Source organism: Paenibacillus sp. EB106-06-01-XG199 (genome assembly GCF_058791575.1).
In genome coordinates, this window is sequence record NZ_JBYTDQ010000009.1 from 164,428 (window position 1) to 181,606 (window position 17,179).

14 protein-coding genes are annotated in these 17,179 nt (G+C 51.2%); 9 read left to right on the forward strand and 5 right to left on the reverse strand.

Annotation, left to right across the window (positions count from 1 at the left end; genetic code table 11):
• Window positions 1–1,470, forward strand: a complete 1,470-nt coding sequence (locus AC3WT9_RS27580) for a S41 family peptidase (protein ID WP_341379976.1) — start codon at window positions 1–3, stop codon at window positions 1,468–1,470.
• Between the two features lie 111 nt (window positions 1,471–1,581).
• Window positions 1,582–2,892 (forward strand): PDZ domain-containing protein, encoded by a 1,311-nt coding sequence (locus AC3WT9_RS27585; protein ID WP_341097801.1) that lies wholly within the window; start codon window positions 1,582–1,584, stop codon window positions 2,890–2,892.
• 209 nt (window positions 2,893–3,101) lie between these two features.
• Here the strand turns inward: AC3WT9_RS27585 and AC3WT9_RS27590 are convergent, their stop codons facing one another.
• Together AC3WT9_RS27590 and AC3WT9_RS27595 are read right to left on the reverse strand one after the other, a co-directional pair.
• Window positions 3,102–3,758: a response regulator transcription factor gene (locus tag AC3WT9_RS27590; RefSeq protein ID WP_341379975.1), complete on the reverse strand. Its 657-nt coding sequence runs from the start codon at window positions 3,756–3,758 to the stop codon at window positions 3,102–3,104.
• Between the two features lie 64 nt (window positions 3,759–3,822).
• Window positions 3,823–4,977, reverse strand: coding sequence for a sensor histidine kinase (locus AC3WT9_RS27595; RefSeq protein WP_341096727.1), 1,155 nt, complete (start codon window positions 4,975–4,977; stop codon window positions 3,823–3,825).
• A gap of 194 nt (window positions 4,978–5,171) precedes the next feature.
• On the opposite strand from AC3WT9_RS27595, the gene AC3WT9_RS27600 reads away from it, so the two are divergent.
• From AC3WT9_RS27600 to AC3WT9_RS27625, 6 genes are all read left to right on the forward strand, one after another.
• Complete coding sequence (locus AC3WT9_RS27600) at window positions 5,172–6,107, forward strand: ABC transporter ATP-binding protein (protein WP_341096725.1); 936 nt, start codon at window positions 5,172–5,174, stop codon at window positions 6,105–6,107.
• Window positions 6,108–6,124: 17 nt separating this feature from the next.
• Window positions 6,125–7,288 (forward strand): ABC transporter permease, encoded by a 1,164-nt coding sequence (locus AC3WT9_RS27605; RefSeq protein ID WP_341379974.1) that lies wholly within the window; start codon window positions 6,125–6,127, stop codon window positions 7,286–7,288.
• A complete protein-coding gene (locus AC3WT9_RS27610; RefSeq protein ID WP_341096721.1) occupies window positions 7,281–8,444 on the forward strand; it encodes an ABC transporter permease in 1,164 nt (387 codons plus the stop codon). The genes AC3WT9_RS27605 and AC3WT9_RS27610 overlap by 8 nt, the downstream gene beginning before the upstream one ends.
• 298 nt (window positions 8,445–8,742) lie before the next feature.
• On the forward strand, window positions 8,743–9,066 hold the full coding sequence (locus tag AC3WT9_RS27615) for an L-rhamnose mutarotase (RefSeq protein WP_341096720.1): 324 nt from the start codon (window positions 8,743–8,745) through the stop codon (window positions 9,064–9,066).
• Between the two features lie 360 nt (window positions 9,067–9,426).
• Window positions 9,427–12,432, forward strand: a complete 3,006-nt coding sequence (locus AC3WT9_RS27620; protein ID WP_341379973.1) for an efflux RND transporter permease subunit — start codon at window positions 9,427–9,429, stop codon at window positions 12,430–12,432.
• 409 nt (window positions 12,433–12,841) lie between these two features.
• A complete protein-coding gene (locus AC3WT9_RS27625; protein WP_341379972.1) occupies window positions 12,842–13,237 on the forward strand; it encodes a hypothetical protein in 396 nt (131 codons plus the stop codon).
• Between the two features lie 135 nt (window positions 13,238–13,372).
• On the opposite strand, the gene AC3WT9_RS27630 is transcribed toward AC3WT9_RS27625, so the two are convergent.
• From AC3WT9_RS27630 to AC3WT9_RS27640, 3 genes are read right to left on the reverse strand one after another with little or no spacing between them, the layout of a single operon-like run.
• Window positions 13,373–14,170: an ABC transporter permease gene (locus AC3WT9_RS27630; RefSeq protein ID WP_341379971.1), complete on the reverse strand. Its 798-nt coding sequence runs from the start codon at window positions 14,168–14,170 to the stop codon at window positions 13,373–13,375.
• Window positions 14,171–14,188: 18 nt separating this feature from the next.
• Window positions 14,189–14,995, reverse strand: a complete 807-nt coding sequence (locus AC3WT9_RS27635; protein ID WP_341379970.1) for an ABC transporter permease — start codon at window positions 14,993–14,995, stop codon at window positions 14,189–14,191.
• Window positions 14,996–15,013: 18 nt separating this feature from the next.
• Complete coding sequence (locus AC3WT9_RS27640; RefSeq protein WP_038597244.1) at window positions 15,014–16,030, reverse strand: ABC transporter ATP-binding protein; 1,017 nt, start codon at window positions 16,028–16,030, stop codon at window positions 15,014–15,016.
• Between the two features lie 293 nt (window positions 16,031–16,323).
• Here AC3WT9_RS27640 and AC3WT9_RS27645 point away from each other — a divergent pair, with 293 nt between their 5' ends.
• Window positions 16,324–17,130, forward strand: coding sequence for a LuxR C-terminal-related transcriptional regulator (locus AC3WT9_RS27645; RefSeq protein ID WP_341379969.1), 807 nt, complete (start codon window positions 16,324–16,326; stop codon window positions 17,128–17,130).
• Window positions 17,131–17,179: the final 49 nt, after the last annotated feature.

The window sequence follows — 17,179 nt, forward strand, 5'->3', positions numbered from 1 at the left end:
ATGTTAAAGAAAAGCACAGCGGCCTTTATGATCGTCGCCGCCTTGCTGTGCGGCAGCCTGCTGACCTTGGGCGTAACCGGATATGTGCAAGTATTTGGACAAGCCGCAGGCGAAGGCCTGGCGGCGTCGGTGCGGCCGACCGGTGGCCTGGAGGACAAGGAGTCACAGAAGCTTGGAACCGCTCTGAGTTTGATTGAGGGCAATTATTACGAGACTGTGGACCGGGAAAAGCTGATAGATGGTGCGGTCAACGGTATGATGGAAGCCCTGGGCGACCCTTATTCCAACTATATGGGCAAGGAAACGGCAGAGAAGTTCGAGGAGAGTATCGAAGGCTCCTTCTCGGGAATCGGTGCGGAGGTTTCCTCGGACAACGGCAAGGTCGTGGTGGTGTCCCCGATTAAGGGCTCACCTGCCGAAAAAGCCGGAATTCAGGCCAAGGATGTTATCCTGTCGGTGAACGGAGAATCGCTGGAGGGGTTGGAGCTGAACGCGGCTGTAGCCAAGATACGCGGCCCGAAAGGCAGCGAAGCCACGCTGCAAATCCAGCGGGCAGGTTCTGCAGTGCCGCTGAAATTTGTAATTACCCGTGCTGACGTGAAGCTGGAGACTGTGTATGCGACCATGGAGAAGAACGGGGTGGGTGTTATCGAAGTGACCCAGTTCTCCATGAATACCGCCGAACGCTTCAAGACAGAGCTGGCTAATCTGGAGAAGCAGGGCATGAAGGGACTTGTCCTTGATGTCCGCAACGATCCCGGGGGTGTGCTGCAAAGAGTCATTGAGATGGCAGAGCAGTTCGTACCGTCCGGCAAAACGATTGTCCAGGTCGAGAATAAGGACAAAACGCGCGAGGTCAGTACCTCAAAGGGCTCAAGCAAGAAATACCCGGTAGTCGTGCTGATGAACAAAGGCAGCGCAAGCGCATCGGAGATTCTTGCCGGGGCATTGCAGCAATCGGCCGGGGCTAAGCTGATCGGTGAGAATTCATTCGGCAAGGGCACGGTGCAGACCAGTTTTGAAAAGGAGCTTGGCGATGGCAGTTTGCTCAAGATTACCATTGCCAAGTGGCTGACGCCGGATGGCACATGGATTCACGGCAAGGGAATTAAGCCGGATATCGCCGTAGCCCAGCCTGATTACTTCTCGGTGGCACCTATTAACAAAAGTGCCACACTGCAATTCAATATGAACAGTTCCGATGTGAAAAGCGCACAGACGATGCTGGAGGGTCTGGGCTACAAGCCGGGCCGCAAGGATGGATATTTTGATGCAGGCACGAAGGAAGCAGTCAAGAAATTCCAAAGCACGGCAAAGCTGAAAGCGACGGGTGTCATTGACGCCAAGACTGCAGAAGCTATGGAGCTGGCGCTGATCAAGGTTATTCAGGACCCGGTCAATGATAACCAGCGGAACAAGGCAATCGAAGAGATTCAGAAGGAAATCAAGGCAACAGCGTCGAAAAAGTAAGAAGGCTGAATTTAGCCTTCTTTTTTTCTATGACGGGTAGACGATAGTGGATTACACTGCAATAGGAGTCAAGCCAGGGAGATAAGGAGTGTGACGAACGCATTGAATGTGATGACGGAACTGCTTACAAGCTGGGGGAATGCGGTCATACATCTGCTTCTTCAGCCTTACTACTATATCGCACTAATATTTATAGCACTGTATTACCGCAGGCAGGTTGCACTGGAGCGGAAGCTGATTCATGTGAAGCAGCATAGCTGGGGGAAGGAAACATGGCGGACGATCTGGAGCGGGCTGGTCATGGGGCTGCTTGTCTCGCTTGCCGCGATCGCCCTGGGCATTTCACTGCCCGGGGCTGCGGTAGCTCTCATCTGGGTGGTCAGTCTGGTATTGATGTTGTTCCGTGTGCGTTTTTTATGCTTCGCCTATTCCATAGGCTTGCTGGGAGTTGCGCAATTTGTGCTTTCTTTCTTCCCGGATAGCCTGCAGAGCGGAGGCGTAAGCACCTTCGCCACGGCGCTGCGGGATATGGATATCCCGGCGCTGCTGGTGCTGGCCGCGTTGCTTCATCTCGCGGAGGCGCTGCTGGCGCGCTGGCAGGGCGCGCGCCTGGCAACCCCGCTCTTCCTGGCAGGGAAGCGCGGCAAGGTCGTCGGCGGCTATCAGCTGCAAGCCTTCTGGCCGCTGCCGTTGTTCCTGCTGATTCCCTCAGGCACGGGAATCGGCGACCTGCCCTGGCAGCCGCTGCTGGGCGGCGGCCTTGGGCTGGTCTCGCTGCCGGTGATCATCGGCTTCAGCGAGATGACCCAGAGCATGCTGCCCGGGCGCAAGGCGGCCCGCACGGCAGGACGGCTGCTGCTATACAGCATCGTCCTGCTGGGCATCAGCCTGCTTGCGGCCTGGTGGAGCCCGCTGACCGTGCTCGCGGCGCTCGCCGCTGTTCTGCTGCACGAAGGCTTAAGCTGGTACAGCGCTCTGGAGGAGCGCAGTACCAGTCCCATCTTCGTGCATCCCCCGGCCGGCCGCAAGGTGCTTGCCGTGCTGCCGGACAGCCCCGCGCAGGAGATGGGCATCCTGCCGGGCGAGATTCTGCTGAAGGTCAACGGGGTCCTGTTGACCGAAGCGGCGCAGCTGCATGAAGCGCTGCGCATGAACCCGGCGTTCTGCAAGCTGGAGGTAAAGAACCGGGAAGGCGAGAGCAAATATCTGCAGCGGGCGATATATGACGGCGACCATCACCAGCTCGGGATGATTTTGGTGCCGGAGCCGGATGAATTGCGTACTGCTGAGGCCAAACCTTCCAGCATCTTCAGCATCATCGGGATGAAGACCGGAACCCGTCGCCGCAGTCTTCCGGCAGATGGACTCAAGCGGACCCAACCTGCCGGCGCTGAACCCAAACAGGAAAACGCCGGAGGCTGATCCTGCTGCTGAATTCGCAAGTGGTTGCATCCACACCATCAACTAAACCAATAAAAGGCCTGCATTCCCGCTAACTGCGGGAAGCAGGCCTTTTTCTAACTGAGTGAATCTATGTATTCCAATCCATAGAGAAACCGGGAGCGCCTTTCTGTCCGTGAACTACTTCTCCGTTCCACAACCGTTCTCTTTAACGTAATTCCGGCTGGCCATCACTTCTCCTGCTGGTTTTTCAAATAGAATATCGCAATCTGTGTCCGGTCACGCAGTCCGAGCTTACCGAGAATATCGGTAATGTAGTTTTTTACGGTACCTTCACTCAAGTACAGCTTGGCGGCAATTTCTTTATTGGTAAGCCCTTCAGCAATGGAAGCGACGACGGCCAGCTCTGCTTTGGTTAAGCCGAAGGATTCCAGCGGCTGGCCCTGTGCGGACACTGTACGTGAGGCGGGCTGCAGAAAGCCGGCCATTTTGCGTGCGATGTCGGGATGGATCAGCATGTTGCCTTCATGCACCGTCTTAATGCCCTGGATGATGCGGTCCGGCGGGATGTTCTTGAGCAGATAGCCGCTGGCGCCGTTACGGAGTGCCTCAATGATATATTCATCATCATCAAAGGTGGTCAGCATGAGCACGGAGATATTGGGATAAGTCTCTTTGACGAGACGGGTGCCCTCCACGCCGGAGCAATTCGGCATTCGGATATCCATTAATACCACATCTGTTTGCGGCAGCGACTGCAGCAAGGCTAATACTTCATTGCCATCGCCTGCTGCGCCAACAACCGCAATGTCGGGGTCCAGTCCTACCAGCACTTTTAGGCTTTCACGTATAAAAGAGTCATCGTCAACAATTACTACATTAATCATAGCGGGAAAACTCCTTATCTCTAATTTATGATCACTTGCTGCACCTACGGTTCTTTATGCAACGTTACCTAATCTCCGCCTGCCTATAAACCGGCAGACGGGTAATTGCGGTGAATTGCGGCTCCGTACGCAGCTCCAGTGTTCCGCCGATCAGGTTTGTCCGCTCGGTCATGCCTTTCAGGCCCATGCCGCCGCTGCCCTGCATTCTTCGCAGCTGGTCGCCTTCGGGCACTTTGCCGTTGTTGCCAACCTCCATCACAACCTCTTGCTCACTATAGGACAGTGTGATCCATACTGCCGCTGCTTTTCCGTGCCTTAGGGCGTTTGTGATGGCCTCCTGGGCATTTCTATAAAGTACGACCTGGGTACTTGGATACAGCGGATAAGGATACCCATGTATGGAATACGTGGTTTCAATCCCCGTATCCCGCCCGGTTTCTTCCAGCAGGCGGTCCAGGGCATAAGCGCCTTCAAGCTGTGGCGCAACATTAATCCGTCTTACGGCAGCTCGCATATCGTCCATGCTTGCCGCGAGCTGATCGCGGATCTGGTCCATCATCTTCATTCCGGATTCAGGAGCAGCCGGCAAGGTATGAATGGCAGCTTCAACCATCATTTTGACCCGGATCAGCCTGTGGCCGATATCATCATGAAGCTGGCGGGAAATCCGTACCCGTTCCTCCGATTGTGCGGCATTCTCTACTTGAGAGGTGAACTGCAGCAGCCGGCTACGGGCTTCTTCCAGCTCAAAATGCTTGCGGCGCAGCTCATCATAGAGAAACTGCGTTTCCTCGCGGCCGCGGCCGGTCCGCAGGAGCAGTACATTGAGAAAAACAGCCAGCAGGAAGGTAAGATTCATCACTCCCCATTCGGCAGGTGTTGATTGACTGAAGGCGATATTCAGGACAGCCAGATGAACGTAGGTGAACACGACAGATACCGCCTTTGACTGTTGCCGTGAATAATGCAGCAGCGCCGAGATGGCCGGGAATATCATCAGCGTACCGTACTGGCGGCATAGCCAGGCCGTGAAGAGCAGTTCTATGCAGGACAGGAGCGGCAGTGATTTCGGCAGCCGGTACTCAAGCGTCACCACAAGCAGCAGCAGCAGGAAATGCAGGGTGAATAATTCATAGTCGGCATAGTCGTAGACATATATAGTGATCACCGCAGGGAGCAGAATGAGGCCGCAACGCAAAGAGTTCAGTTCTCTAATCAATAGAAGTCATCCTTTTTTCAATGGAATGCCCGAATCTATCATTCTATTTGTTCTTATGTTCATCTTAGCATATTCCCCGGCCATTTCAGGAGATGACTTTAGTCACCCCAGAAGATGACCTTTCGTACCTTCGGTGATGTTGTTGGCGCGTTACAATAAGAGCATAGAGATTGAGGAACAGGGGAGATGAAGAGATGACACTTGCGGTACTCAGTAATGTAGTGAAACGGTACGACCAGAAATTAACGGTAGATCATGTGAATCTGAGCATCGAGGAAGGCGAAATTTTCGGTTTGCTCGGCCCAAACGGCGCCGGGAAAAGCACAACCATCAGTATGATTTGCGGCTTGCTGAAGCCTGACGGCGGCGAGATTATCATCGACGGGCTGTCGGTGGCAGCAGCTCCGCTAGAGGTGAAAAAAAGAATAGGTCTGGTTCCGCAGGAACTGGCCTTGTATGAAACGATGACGGCTGAGGAAAATGTGAGATTTTTTGGCAAGCTGTATGGCCTGCGCGGCAAGCTGCTGAAAGAACGGGTGGAAGAGGCGCTGGAATTCACCGGACTAAGCGACCGGACGAAGGATAAACCGGCCACCTTCTCCGGGGGAATGAAACGGCGGCTGAACATTGCCTGCGCGATTATGCACCGCCCGAAGCTGATCATTATGGATGAGCCTACGGTAGGTATTGATCCCCAATCGCGGAATCATATCCTCGAGTCGGTCAAGACGCTGAACAAGCTGGGGTCGACCATCATTTACACCAGCCATTACATGGAGGAAGTCGAAGCGATTTGCGACCGTGTAGCAATCATGGATAAAGGTCATGTTATTGCCTGCGGCACAGAGAAAGAACTGCGGGAGAAGGTTGCCCATGAAGAAAAAATTGTCATCAAGGCTGTCAATATCTCGGCTGCCCTGATTAAAGAGCTTAGTCTTCACCCGAGGATTAACCGCGTCAAGGAAGTGGAGCAGGCGGTGGAGCTGTACCTTCCATCCTCACAGAGCGAGCTTCAGGACATTTTGTTTATCTTTTCCAAGCATGAGGGGGTCATTGTCTCCCTGCATATCGAAGAGCCGGATCTGGAGACGCTGTTTCTGAGCCTGACCGGACGGACCTTGCGCGATTAAAGGAGGGGGAACCTGAAATGAACATTTTGATAATTGCGGTGTACGAACTGCGCAGGCTGACCCGTTCACGGTGGGTGCTGATGACTTTGTTCCTGCTGCCGCTGGTGCTGATCTTCCTGCTTGGCGCGTCGCTCTCCGGGGTAGTAGGAGACAAAGAGGCTGAAACTATCGACCCGGTGAAGGTAGCTGTAGTGAATGCTGGGGGGACAGGAAGCTCCAAGATGATCAAGACTTTTCTGGATTCAGCCCAAGTTAAGGATTATATTATTCCCCAAGAGGCCAAAACCAGGCAGGAAGCAGAGAGCGGGCTGCGGTCCGGGATCTACGGCTATGCGGTGATTGTGCCGAAAGAATTTGACAGTGGAGTACAGCGCGGGGGAAAGGCTGAACTGGAGTTCATTCTTGGTAATGACCGGATGGATAACACCGTTGCTGGAACAGCCTTTGACAATTTTCTCAGCATCATGAATTACAAGCAGGCCGCAGCCATGACCCTAGGACCGGAAGCTGTTGGCGCCGGAGCTGATTCCCACCAAGAAGGGACAGCCGTAAAACTTGGCGATTTGAGTAATGGAGGAAGAACTTACACAGCCTCGCAATTTTATGCAGCCTCAATGCTGCTGATGTTTCTGCTGTATAGCGGCCTTACGGTGACTCATTCGCTGTTCAGCGAGAAGGACAATCACACGCTTTACAGAATCAACTCCATGCCGGTTAAAGGGTCGGATTTGTTTATAGGAAAAATGCTGGGCATTGCGATTGTCACCATGCTTCAATGTGCGGCCATCATTCTGTTGTCTCATTGGCTGTTCGGTGTGTATTGGGGCAATCGTCCGGGTCTGCTGGCGCTGTTCTGCCTGCTGATGATCCTCGCTTCCCTGACCTTTTCTGTAATTGCGTGCATGTTCAGCAAAAAAGAGACGGAAGCCACGAGTATCATCAATGTCATTACAGTAGGCATGACCTTTCTTAGCGGCGGCATGGCTCCGCTTCCTGATTCGTGGGTGAACAGTATTGGAGCGTTTACGCTAAATCATTGGACGCTGCAAGCCGTAATCCGAATGATGCTGCACTCAGATCTAGAGCAGATTCTGCCTAATTTATGGATGATGCTGCTGATCTGCCTGATTTTGTTCTGTGCGGCAATTCTCTCATACCGGAAGGTGGGATACCATGAATAACATATTTACGATTGGCTGGAATATGGTCAAGCGAACGATAGGTTCCCGCAAAGGGCTGCTGCTGTATATCCTGTTACCCTCTCTAGTGGTAGCTGGTATTGTCTCCGTTACCGGCGGCATGGAAGATAGCAAGGCGGTTCTGCTGTATACCAACAAGGATACTGGAGCAGCCGGGAATCATCTGATTGTTGAACTGGAGAATAGCGGGGATTACAAGCTTATCGAGCGCAGCGATGAGGCTGATTTGAAGGAAGGTGTCACCTCGCAGGACGGTGCGGCCGGATTGTGGATTCCGGAGGGCTTTACCTCAGGAATTCTGCAGGGGAAAGCGCAGCAGCTTACCGTATATGAGCTGAAGACGACAGAGGATTCTATACTAATCAAGATGAAAACCGATGCTATCGCTGTAGAAATGCTGTCAACCGCAGCTACGGTGAGAAAGGCTTCTGCAACCGGGAGTACGGATTCGGAGGAGAGATTCACCGCGATTCTGAAGCAGGCGGAAGAGCATAATGTAGGCAGTATCCGAACCGATTATAATCTGTACCCGCGGCAGACACTGGGTGTTATTACAGGTATGACACTGATGTTTCTGATGAGCCTCGTGACCAGCAGCGTGTCGCTGATTATGGCAGACCGCAGGGGGCGGACAATGATGCGGATGTTCAGCGCACCGGTACGCTCCTATGAAATTGCGCTCGGCAATTTCCTCGGCAGCTCTATGGTAGGACTGATCCAGATCGCTGTTGTGCTATCGCTGGGTAAGTGGGTGCTCCGTTATGACTATGAGGTGCCGATGTATTTGTACTTTCTGGTCCTCGCTGCATTCATGCTCGTATCCATGGGAATCGCCGGGACGGTGGCAGGTCTGATCCGCAATCCGAACAATACCGGGACGCTGAATTCGCTGATCCTTACACCGACCTGCATGCTGGGCGGCTGCTTCTGGCCGCTGTCCATCATGCCGGATTACATGCAGAAGGCGGCTAATTTCATGCCGCAGAAATGGGCGATTCAAGCGGTGGACATTGCCGCAGCCGGTGGAGGCTGGGATGAGCTATGGCTGCCCTTTGCCATTCTGGGCCTGATGGCCGTTATTCTGCTGGCCATCGGCTCCGCGATTCTTCGCCCTAATGAAGCGGGAATCAAAGCGTAGGAAGAATGAACTGTAACACAAAGCCTTTATTTCTCACAGCAGCAGAAGAGGACTGCTGCTGGCGGGGGATAAAGGCTCTTCGTTCTAAATAATCCTTTGATTACCCAATATTCCCCATGAAAAGAGTTGCTAAAGTTATGATGGAAGCGGTATCATTAAATATTGCGAAGCATGTTTTATCCGTAGTTCACTCAATGAAGTAATGCTAACAAAACTTAAGTGTATGCTTTCCAAGTGAGTTTTGTACGAAGTGGATTCAACGAAGTAATGCTAACAAAACATTTAGGAGGTCGGGAAGATGAGCAGTAACAAGTTGGCTTGGACCTGGAAGGTGAAGGAAGAGGACCTGGAGGAATATGTGCAGATGCACCTGAACCCTTGGCCGGAAATCCTTGAGGAGCACAGCAAAGCAGGAATCAGCAATTATTCGATCTTTCAGAACGGTAATCAGTTCTTCTACTGCTTCGAATGTGAAGACAAAGAGGCGGCTTTTGCCTACATTGCCCAGAGCGATGCCTGCAACCGGTGGAACGCCATTACCTCTAAAATGGTTGAGGGCTCCTTTGATTTTAACGAAGCAACACCGATGGAACCGCTCCGCGAGGTATTTTATTTGAAATAGTACGGTTGCTCATATAAACATTCTTGATCAACCGAATATATGTTTGAATTTGAAGAAGCCTGTCCATATGGGCTTCTTTTTGTTTTTTTTTATCGAAAGATTGTACTGGCGGTTTGAGGCAGAACGAGTGGATTATTTTAGGTTTATATTGTGCTGCTTCGGCCAGGCTTTGGCTTATTTGGAGGGGCTCCATCCCGGGAATGGGATCACGTCCGCCTCGGGACTGAGCGCGAAACCCTTCGTTGGGCGGTTTTGACTTCGGCTAAAAGCTACTACACTAAAGCAGGAAAGCAATGCTTGATACATAAGGGATCAGTCTTAAAGAGAGCAATCCATAATGGAGTGGAAGGGGAAAAAAGAATGACATGGTTAACGAAATGGTCGTTTGGCAATAAGGGGGCTGTAGGTCTTCTAGTTGTCATGGCACTGGTGGTGGGGATAATGAGCTACACCTCGCTGCCGATGGAATTCATGCCGGAGGCCGATAATCCACAGATCACGGTTACAGTGCTTGGACCCGGCCAGGATGCGCATTCGATGGAAACCTCGGTTACCAAGCCGATTGAGGCGGCGACCTCTCAGGTGAAGGGCAAGACCGAACAAATGTCTACCTCCGGAGACGGATATGCCAAGGTAGACATATATTTTGACGGCAAGTCTGATATGAAGGAGGCGGCGCAGGAAGTCGAGAAAGCTGTGGGTACACTGCAGTTTCCCGAAGGTGTGATGGACCCGTTCATCATTCAGCTGAACACCTCAATGATTCCTGTCTCCCAGCTTACGCTGTCGTTCGATGATGGGCTCACCAAGAATAACCTTGAGATTGCCGAGAATACCATCATCCCTGAGCTGCAGAAGATCGAAGGGGTAGCCAGCGTAGCTTTGTATGGCAAGACAGCTCCTCAAGTTAGAGTGAAGCTTGATCCGAAGGCGATGGCGGCAAAAGGGGTACCCACTGCGCAGGTATTGGGGCTGCTTCAGGGGCGCAATGTTTCCGCCTCCATCGGCGAGCAGACGATCGGCGGCCAGACGGGGAATGTGAATGTAATCTCTTCGATCGACAGTATAGATACCTTGAAGCAGCTGCCGGTCGGGGCTGGAGCAAAGCTGCAGGATATTGCCGCTATTGAGGCCAAGATAGACCAGGAGAGCGTCAGCCGCTCCAATGGTAAAGATGTGCTGTTCGTCGTAATTACCAAGGAAGCAAATGCCAATGCAGTGGATGTAGGCGATAAGGTGCGCAGCGCTGCAGACGATATCAATGACAGAATTAAAAATGCCGAGGCCTCCGTCATTTTCAGCACCTCTGATATGGTGGTCACCTCCGTCAACAGCATGATGCGTGAAGTCCTGCTCGGTGCGTTGTTTGCCACAATCGTAATCCTGCTGTTCCTGCGCAACATCCGGGCTACGCTGATCACGGCGATATCCATTCCGCTGTCCCTGGCGGTTACCCTTTACCTGCTTAAGGTGTCGGGAATTACCCTGAACATTGTTACCTTAGGCGGGGTTGCCGTTGCTGTCGGACGGCTGGTGGATGACAGCATCGTGGTCATTGAGAATATTTACCGGCGGATGCAGAAGGAACCCTTGTCCCGTGATATGGTGATCAGCGCAACCCGCGAGGTGGCCAGAGCCATAACCAGCTCAACGCTTGCTACGGTGGCGGTATTTCTGCCGATGGGGCTGCTGCGCGGCGGACTGCAAGCTTTCTTGCTTCCGTTCGCCTTGACGGTAACTTACTCCTTGCTGACTTCGCTTGTTGTGGCGCTGACCGTCGTTCCGCTGCTAAGCTCCTGGCTGCTGCGCGGCTCTTCCCTGAAGGAACATGAGCCCGCCGGATGGTTCACCCGTTTTCTCGATTGGAATCTGCAGCGCAAATGGCTCACGCTGAGCCTGGGACTGGTGCTGTTAGTCGGCTCTATTGGCGCTTATATTGCCATGCCGAAGGCCGCTCTGGATGCTAGCGATGCCAGCAATGTATCCGTTCAACTGGTATATCCGAATGATGTTCCGGTTTCGGAGGTGTTGAAGAATGGCAAGCTGCTGGAGCAGGAGCTGATGAACCAGCCGCAGGCCCAGACGGTCATCATGCAATCCGGGAACAGTGCCGATTCGGCGAAATGGGGCAGTGTTACCTCGCTGACCCAGGTGGATTATACAGTAATGATCAAAGAAGGAACAGATGCACAGGTATTTTTGGATCAAGTCCGCAGTCTTCAGGCTTCCTATACGGGGGCAACGCTGACCGCAAATGAAGCCAGCATGATGGGCTCAAGCTCCACCAGTGAATATGTCGATATTGTCGGCAATGATGTCGCAGCTATCAATACAATTGCTGAAGAGGTCGCCGCCAAGGTGAAGAGTATAGAAGGTGTGCAAAAGGTCAGCAGCAACATGGAGGATACCAAGCCGGTATTTGCCTTCAAGGTGAATCCTGCTGAAGCTAACGCCCAGGAAATCTCCATGCAGCTGGGGGCGATGCTCAATCCGGTTCCGCTGGGACAGATCCAACTGGACGGTTCCCCGGCCGGCGTTATCCTTGAACCTGTCATTCAGGCGGAATCACAGGAAGACCTGAAGAATATGACCATCATGACCGCCGCTGGTCCGCAGCCATTGTCGCAAGTGGCAGCCCTTGAGGTCACGGATCAGCCGGCCATGCTGTACCATAAGGACGGCAAACCTTATGTACGGATTACCGCAGAAGTGGATCCGAAGAAGGTATCAGCCATCGGTGCCGATATTAAAAAGCAGGCAGACGGCATAACGCTGCCGGACGGTGTAACTCTGTTCGCAGGCGGAGCATCGGCAGATCAGGCCGGGGACTTCGGTGATCTTGGAATGACGGCGCTGATCTCAATCGGCCTGGTGTACCTGATTATGGTGCTCACCTTTAAGACGCTGCGTGCACCACTAGCAATTATGTTCTCGTTGCCGCTTGCAGCCATCGGAGCGATTGTAGCCCTGATCCTATCCGGGGTAACGCCCGACTTCACCGCGTTGTTCGGCGCATTGATGCTGATTGGCATCGTGGTCACCAATGCGGTGGTGCTGATCGACCGCATCAAGCAGAATGAAGCGCATATGTCGATCCGCGAGTCCATTCTCGAAGCAACCGGCACACGGATGCGCCCGATTCTAATGACGGCGATTGCCACTGTCTGCGCCATGTTACCGCTGCTCTTCGGACATTCCGAGCAGGGCAGCATTGTCTCGCAGAGTCTGGCCATCGTAGTAATCGGCGGATTAACCGCAGCCACTCTGCTGACGCTGCTGGTCGTGCCGGCCATCTACGAGCTGCTGTACTTCCGCAAATCCGCCAAGGAACGTAAAAAGGCGGCAAAAGCTGCGGTTGCAGCATAGGCCGAACAAGGCAGGGAAGGCTTGTATCAGTGACAATTAAGGTCTTAGCTTGTGTTCCACACTTCCATTACGGAATGTGGAGTTCATGAGCTAAGACTTTTTCATTTATCCTTATAAAATATTTACAATCAATAATATACATATAAAAACAAAATTCCCAACTGAATTATGTAAAATAATATGATTTTTTGTGTAAATATATAACTTTAACACATATTCGTATATAAAATACTTGTTTTTCCATGGGAATATATGTATTATTAATCTTGTAATAAAATAATAGGCGAGGGGGGGAAGTTGTTCTTTTCGCTACACAATTTCTATCGCCCGTTTTAGTAGTATTCTTGTAAGCTGCAAGGATATGGTGAAGGATTCATTCCAACTCAATTACTAAAGGAGATGTTAAATTGTGAAAAAGTTTCAAAAAACAGCAGTTGCCGCACTTTCTTCCATGGCTTTGCTCCTAGGATCTGTACCGGCTGCGTTCGCCGATGAAGCCGTTACCCCTGCTGCTGCTCCTGCGGCACAGGAAGTTCAGGCAGCGAGCGGAGTTGTTACACCGCTGGCAACACTTTACGGTTCAGTAGGAACTCCTACTACGGATATATATTTCAATGGCGTTTATACAGTCGAGATTCAAGGCGAACCAGGCGGTAATTACGTAATCTATGCCATCGATCCCAGTAATAATTGGTACTATAGAACAGAGATTATTGGTTCAGGTAAGTATACAAGCCAATTATGGGGCTATCATAAAATTTATGTAACTTCAAGTTTCGGAGGGAACTTTAAAGTTATCTATTAATAATTATTGATTGATTTAACGTAATCGTAATTACTATTTTCATATAAACGTCAAAACCCCACCGGCCCAAAATGGACAAGTGGGGTTTTTAGTATTTTCACTCTGTTCTTTAATAATCAGTGCGCTCTTTACGGATCAATTCCCCGTACTTTCATAACGCGATAGCCCGAAGCGGAAAATTCCGTAGGCCGCAGCTGCACTTCCTATCGCAGCTACCGGGGCCAGCATCCACCAGCCGGACCATTCGCTTTTGCCGAAGATATATGTCGCCGGATAAAAGCTGATAAACGCATAAGGAAGCACGGTAGAAATAAACACCCGTACAGCCTGCGGGAACAGTGTGATCGGATATTTGGCCAGGTCGGACAAATTATGCACCATTAAGGGAAAGGCATTGCCGGCATTACGGATCCAGAAGGCTGCCGAATTGCCGGCCAGATTGATCGACACGCGGATAACTACTGCTGTCACAAGGAGCAGGGCAATAATTATGATTTTGCCAAAGGTCCAGTGGAGATGGGTGTGGACCAGTGCTTGCCAGACAATAACGCCGCCGATCAGCAGATTTCCGAGGCCGTTAATGCCAATGCCGGTACAGAACACTTGAAGCACGACAGGCACCGGCCGCAGCAGATAGCGGTCCATTTCTCCCATGTTGACCAATCTGCCCATACGCCAGGTCCCCTCGAAGAACAGGGAGGCAATGCCTTCGGTCAGAAAGATCATCGCGTACATAAAGGTGACTTCCCAGAACTGCCAGCCGTTGATGTCCGGAATCCGGTCATAGATGACCCAGAGGAAGACGAATCCCAGCACCTGTGTTAAGGCAGCTGAACACATTAGGATATAGAAATCCTTATTATATTCCATGATGGCTTTTAACTGCTGTATGTAGAGTCTTTTGTATAGATAGAACATGCGTGATAACTTCATGCTTCGCTCTCCTTCCGCCTAACCTCCATGAATCGTTACCTGACGTACTGCCCAGTTCCACATGCATTTTCCGGCAATCCAGAGTGCAATCCCCCAGAAGAATTGCAGGCTAATCAGCCTGACGCTCTCCCAAGTGTCCGCCTGTTCCAGAAAGATCATCGTCGGTGTGTGAATAATACTCTGAAAAGGCAGGAACAATGCGAGCTTTTCCAGCCAATCCGGGAAAAAGGCCAAGGGTACCAGCGCTCCGGATAGCAGGTTGGTCAGGGCGATTCTTGTCCAGACAATACCCATGGAGCCGGTCGACCAGAAGCATAATAATGCCGCAAGATAGACAACGCCGAACTTTACCAGGATCGCTCCGAGCAGACTGACGGCGAACAGCAGATAGACCAGCGCCGACTGCGGGAAGGTTACACCGGTCAGGAAGGTGGCAAACAGAACGAGCAACACCGTGCTCATTCCTCCTTCAAGCAGGCTGGAGCCCAAGGTTTCCGCAAATCTTGCGCTTTGAAAATCAATGGGCTTAAGCAAATCTACGGCAACGCTCCCATCGAGGATTTTGCCGGAAATGGATGTTTCGGAATACCAGGACAACACAGAGTTGGCCAGAAAGGTAACGAGCAAGTAGGTTTTCATCTGGTCCCAGGAATACCCGCCTACGATATCGCGGCCGCTATAAATGCCCTGCCACAAAAAGTAGATTGCCAGCAGATTGATCGAATTGGCCAGAAAGGTGATCACGTAAGAAGTCCGGTAAGCGAGAACATTTTGCAAGGACCGGTTGGCAATACTTCTGTATTTCTTAAGATTGGGTACAGGCATGACTGCGTTCGTTCCTCCTTATGCACCGGTTTCGTTCAGGTTCAGATTTCCGTCGTATACGGCTTTGATGACTTGCTCGATATTGGCATCCTCCATCCGGAAGTCAATCACCTCGCCATGTTTCATCACCCGGCTGACCACTTCGCTGGCGGTATATTCATAACGGTCAAAAGATACGGAGAACTCCTGATCATTCTGCAAGTCCAGCTTCATTCCCGGAGTCTGTGAGAGCTGCTGGTACAGCTCGGGCAATGGCGAGCCCACCTGGAAGAAGATCACCCGGTTTCTGGCGAAACGGGATTTGACTTCACTTAAGCTGCCGTCATAGATAATGGAGCCGTGGTCGATGATAATCAGCCGTTTGCAGAGGTCCTCAATATCACCCAGATCGTGGGTAGTCAGCATGACTGTAGTCTGCTGCTCTTGGTTGATCTTTTTGATGAATTCGCGGATCTTCTGCTTCACGGAGACGTCGAGGCCAATCGTCGGTTCATCCAGATACACAATCGGCGGGTTATGTAATAAAGCAGCAGCCAGATCCGCTCGCATACGTTGGCCGAGGGAGAGCTTCCGGGCAGATAAGTGAATAAATTCACGCATACCCAGCATCTCAATAAACATCTCCAAGTTGGTCTTGTACACAGCATCAGGGATCTGATAAATATCCTTCAGCAGGGAAAAGGACTCCACAATCGGAATATCCCACCACAGCTGTGTGCGCTGCCCGAATACCGCTCCGATCTGGGCGGCATTCTCCATTCTTTTCCGGTAAGGGTTGATACCGTTTACAGAAATACTGCCCGCGGTAGGCATTAGTATACCGGTCAGCATTTTGATGGTGGTGGACTTGCCAGCCCCGTTCGGCCCGACATAGGCCACCGTCTCACCTGCCTCGATGCTAAGGTCCAGCGACTGCACCGCCATCTTCTCAATATGCCTCGGGATCAGCAGATGCTTGACCGCGCCTTTGAGGCCGGGCTCCTTCACCGCCTGCATAAACGACTTGCTCAGTCCTTTAGCTTCAATAATACTCAAGGGTCATCCTCCTTCAGTGTTGATATTCCATAAAAAGGCGTGTTCCGTTAATATAGCATTGCTGTAATGTCGAAAACTATCACAATAAATCGAAAGAATTATATTTTTATTAGTTTATGACGAATCCTGCAAAAAAACCTCTGTCTGATGAACATACGGATTTTATAGTGGAGCTATATCTGTCCATCATAGACAATCTGATGATGCATGTTCTTAATTCTCTGATTTATGTTATAATACGTTTTTCTGAAATCGATTATAATAGATTATGGTAAAAATGGAGGTGGAGCTATTTGAGTATCTTTGACAAGACGAGAGTCTGGTGCCTGCCCGGGGACTTGAAGGAGGAACAACTTAAATTATTCCAGCCAGTCGCCATACAAGAAGGAGCAATACCTGCTGAATTGACAGCGGTTTCTTCGGATGAAAAAGGCAAGGACCGTATTTATCATACAGCAATGATTGCTTCCATCCGCAACGAAATGAAAAAAATCAGCCATTTTATCTCCATTCCTTATGTTGTGTTCTTAACTGGCAAGGAGGGCGTCATTCTGGAGCTGGTATCTTCCTCTCCAGATCTTCAAGCGGATATGCTTCAGGCCGGTGTGGGTGTCGGTGTCAGCCTAGGAGGGCAATATTCTGGTTTAAATGCGGTCTCGTTGGCTATGGAAATGAACTGTATAGGTGTAGTTAGAGGCGAGGAACATTCCAATATTGTATTTAAAGGATGGAATTGCGTATGTGCTCCGCTGCAGAGAGATGGCATAGTGTATGGTTATGTGGATATTTCCTTCAATAAAAATGAACAGATTGAATTTGCCATCCCCTTCGTGCAGCAGGTGGCTGAGAACATTTCGGAGAAGTGGATGGAGCAGCACCCGGAGATGCAGCAGTACCGGCTGGAGGCCAGTTTTCAGGAATTTAGACTGACTGCGCGCGAACAAGATGTGTCCCGGTTATGGCTGATGGAGAAAAGTGCGCTGCACATTGCCAACGAGCTGGGGATTAGCGAAGGCACAGTGCGTAACATGGTCAAGAACATCTACAGTAAAATGCGTGTGAATGACCGGTGGCAGTTCACCAAAAAGCTTGCGCATTAACAGATTTTATACATATAAAAAGAGCCGGCCCGCGATAATTGGTATCCAG

What these genes read in the sequence shown, in the direction of transcription:
- AC3WT9_RS27580 (WP_341379976.1), top strand. Translation starts at nt 1, where the DNA reads ATGTTAAAGAAAAGCACAGCGGCCTTTATGATCGTCGCCGCCTTGCTG.
- AC3WT9_RS27585 (WP_341097801.1), top strand. Translation starts at nt 1,582, where the DNA reads ATGACGGAACTGCTTACAAGCTGGGGGAATGCGGTCATACATCTGCTT.
- AC3WT9_RS27590 (WP_341379975.1), bottom strand. Translation starts at nt 3,758, where the DNA reads ATGATTAATGTAGTAATTGTTGACGATGACTCTTTTATACGTGAAAGC.
- AC3WT9_RS27600 (WP_341096725.1), top strand. Translation starts at nt 5,172, where the DNA reads ATGACACTTGCGGTACTCAGTAATGTAGTGAAACGGTACGACCAGAAA.
- AC3WT9_RS27605 (WP_341379974.1), top strand. Translation starts at nt 6,125, where the DNA reads ATGAACATTTTGATAATTGCGGTGTACGAACTGCGCAGGCTGACCCGT.
- AC3WT9_RS27610 (WP_341096721.1), top strand. Translation starts at nt 7,281, where the DNA reads ATGAATAACATATTTACGATTGGCTGGAATATGGTCAAGCGAACGATA.
- AC3WT9_RS27615 (WP_341096720.1), top strand. Translation starts at nt 8,743, where the DNA reads ATGAGCAGTAACAAGTTGGCTTGGACCTGGAAGGTGAAGGAAGAGGAC.
- AC3WT9_RS27620 (WP_341379973.1), top strand. Translation starts at nt 9,427, where the DNA reads ATGACATGGTTAACGAAATGGTCGTTTGGCAATAAGGGGGCTGTAGGT.
- AC3WT9_RS27630 (WP_341379971.1), bottom strand. Translation starts at nt 14,170, where the DNA reads ATGAAGTTATCACGCATGTTCTATCTATACAAAAGACTCTACATACAG.
- AC3WT9_RS27635 (WP_341379970.1), bottom strand. Translation starts at nt 14,995, where the DNA reads ATGCCTGTACCCAATCTTAAGAAATACAGAAGTATTGCCAACCGGTCC.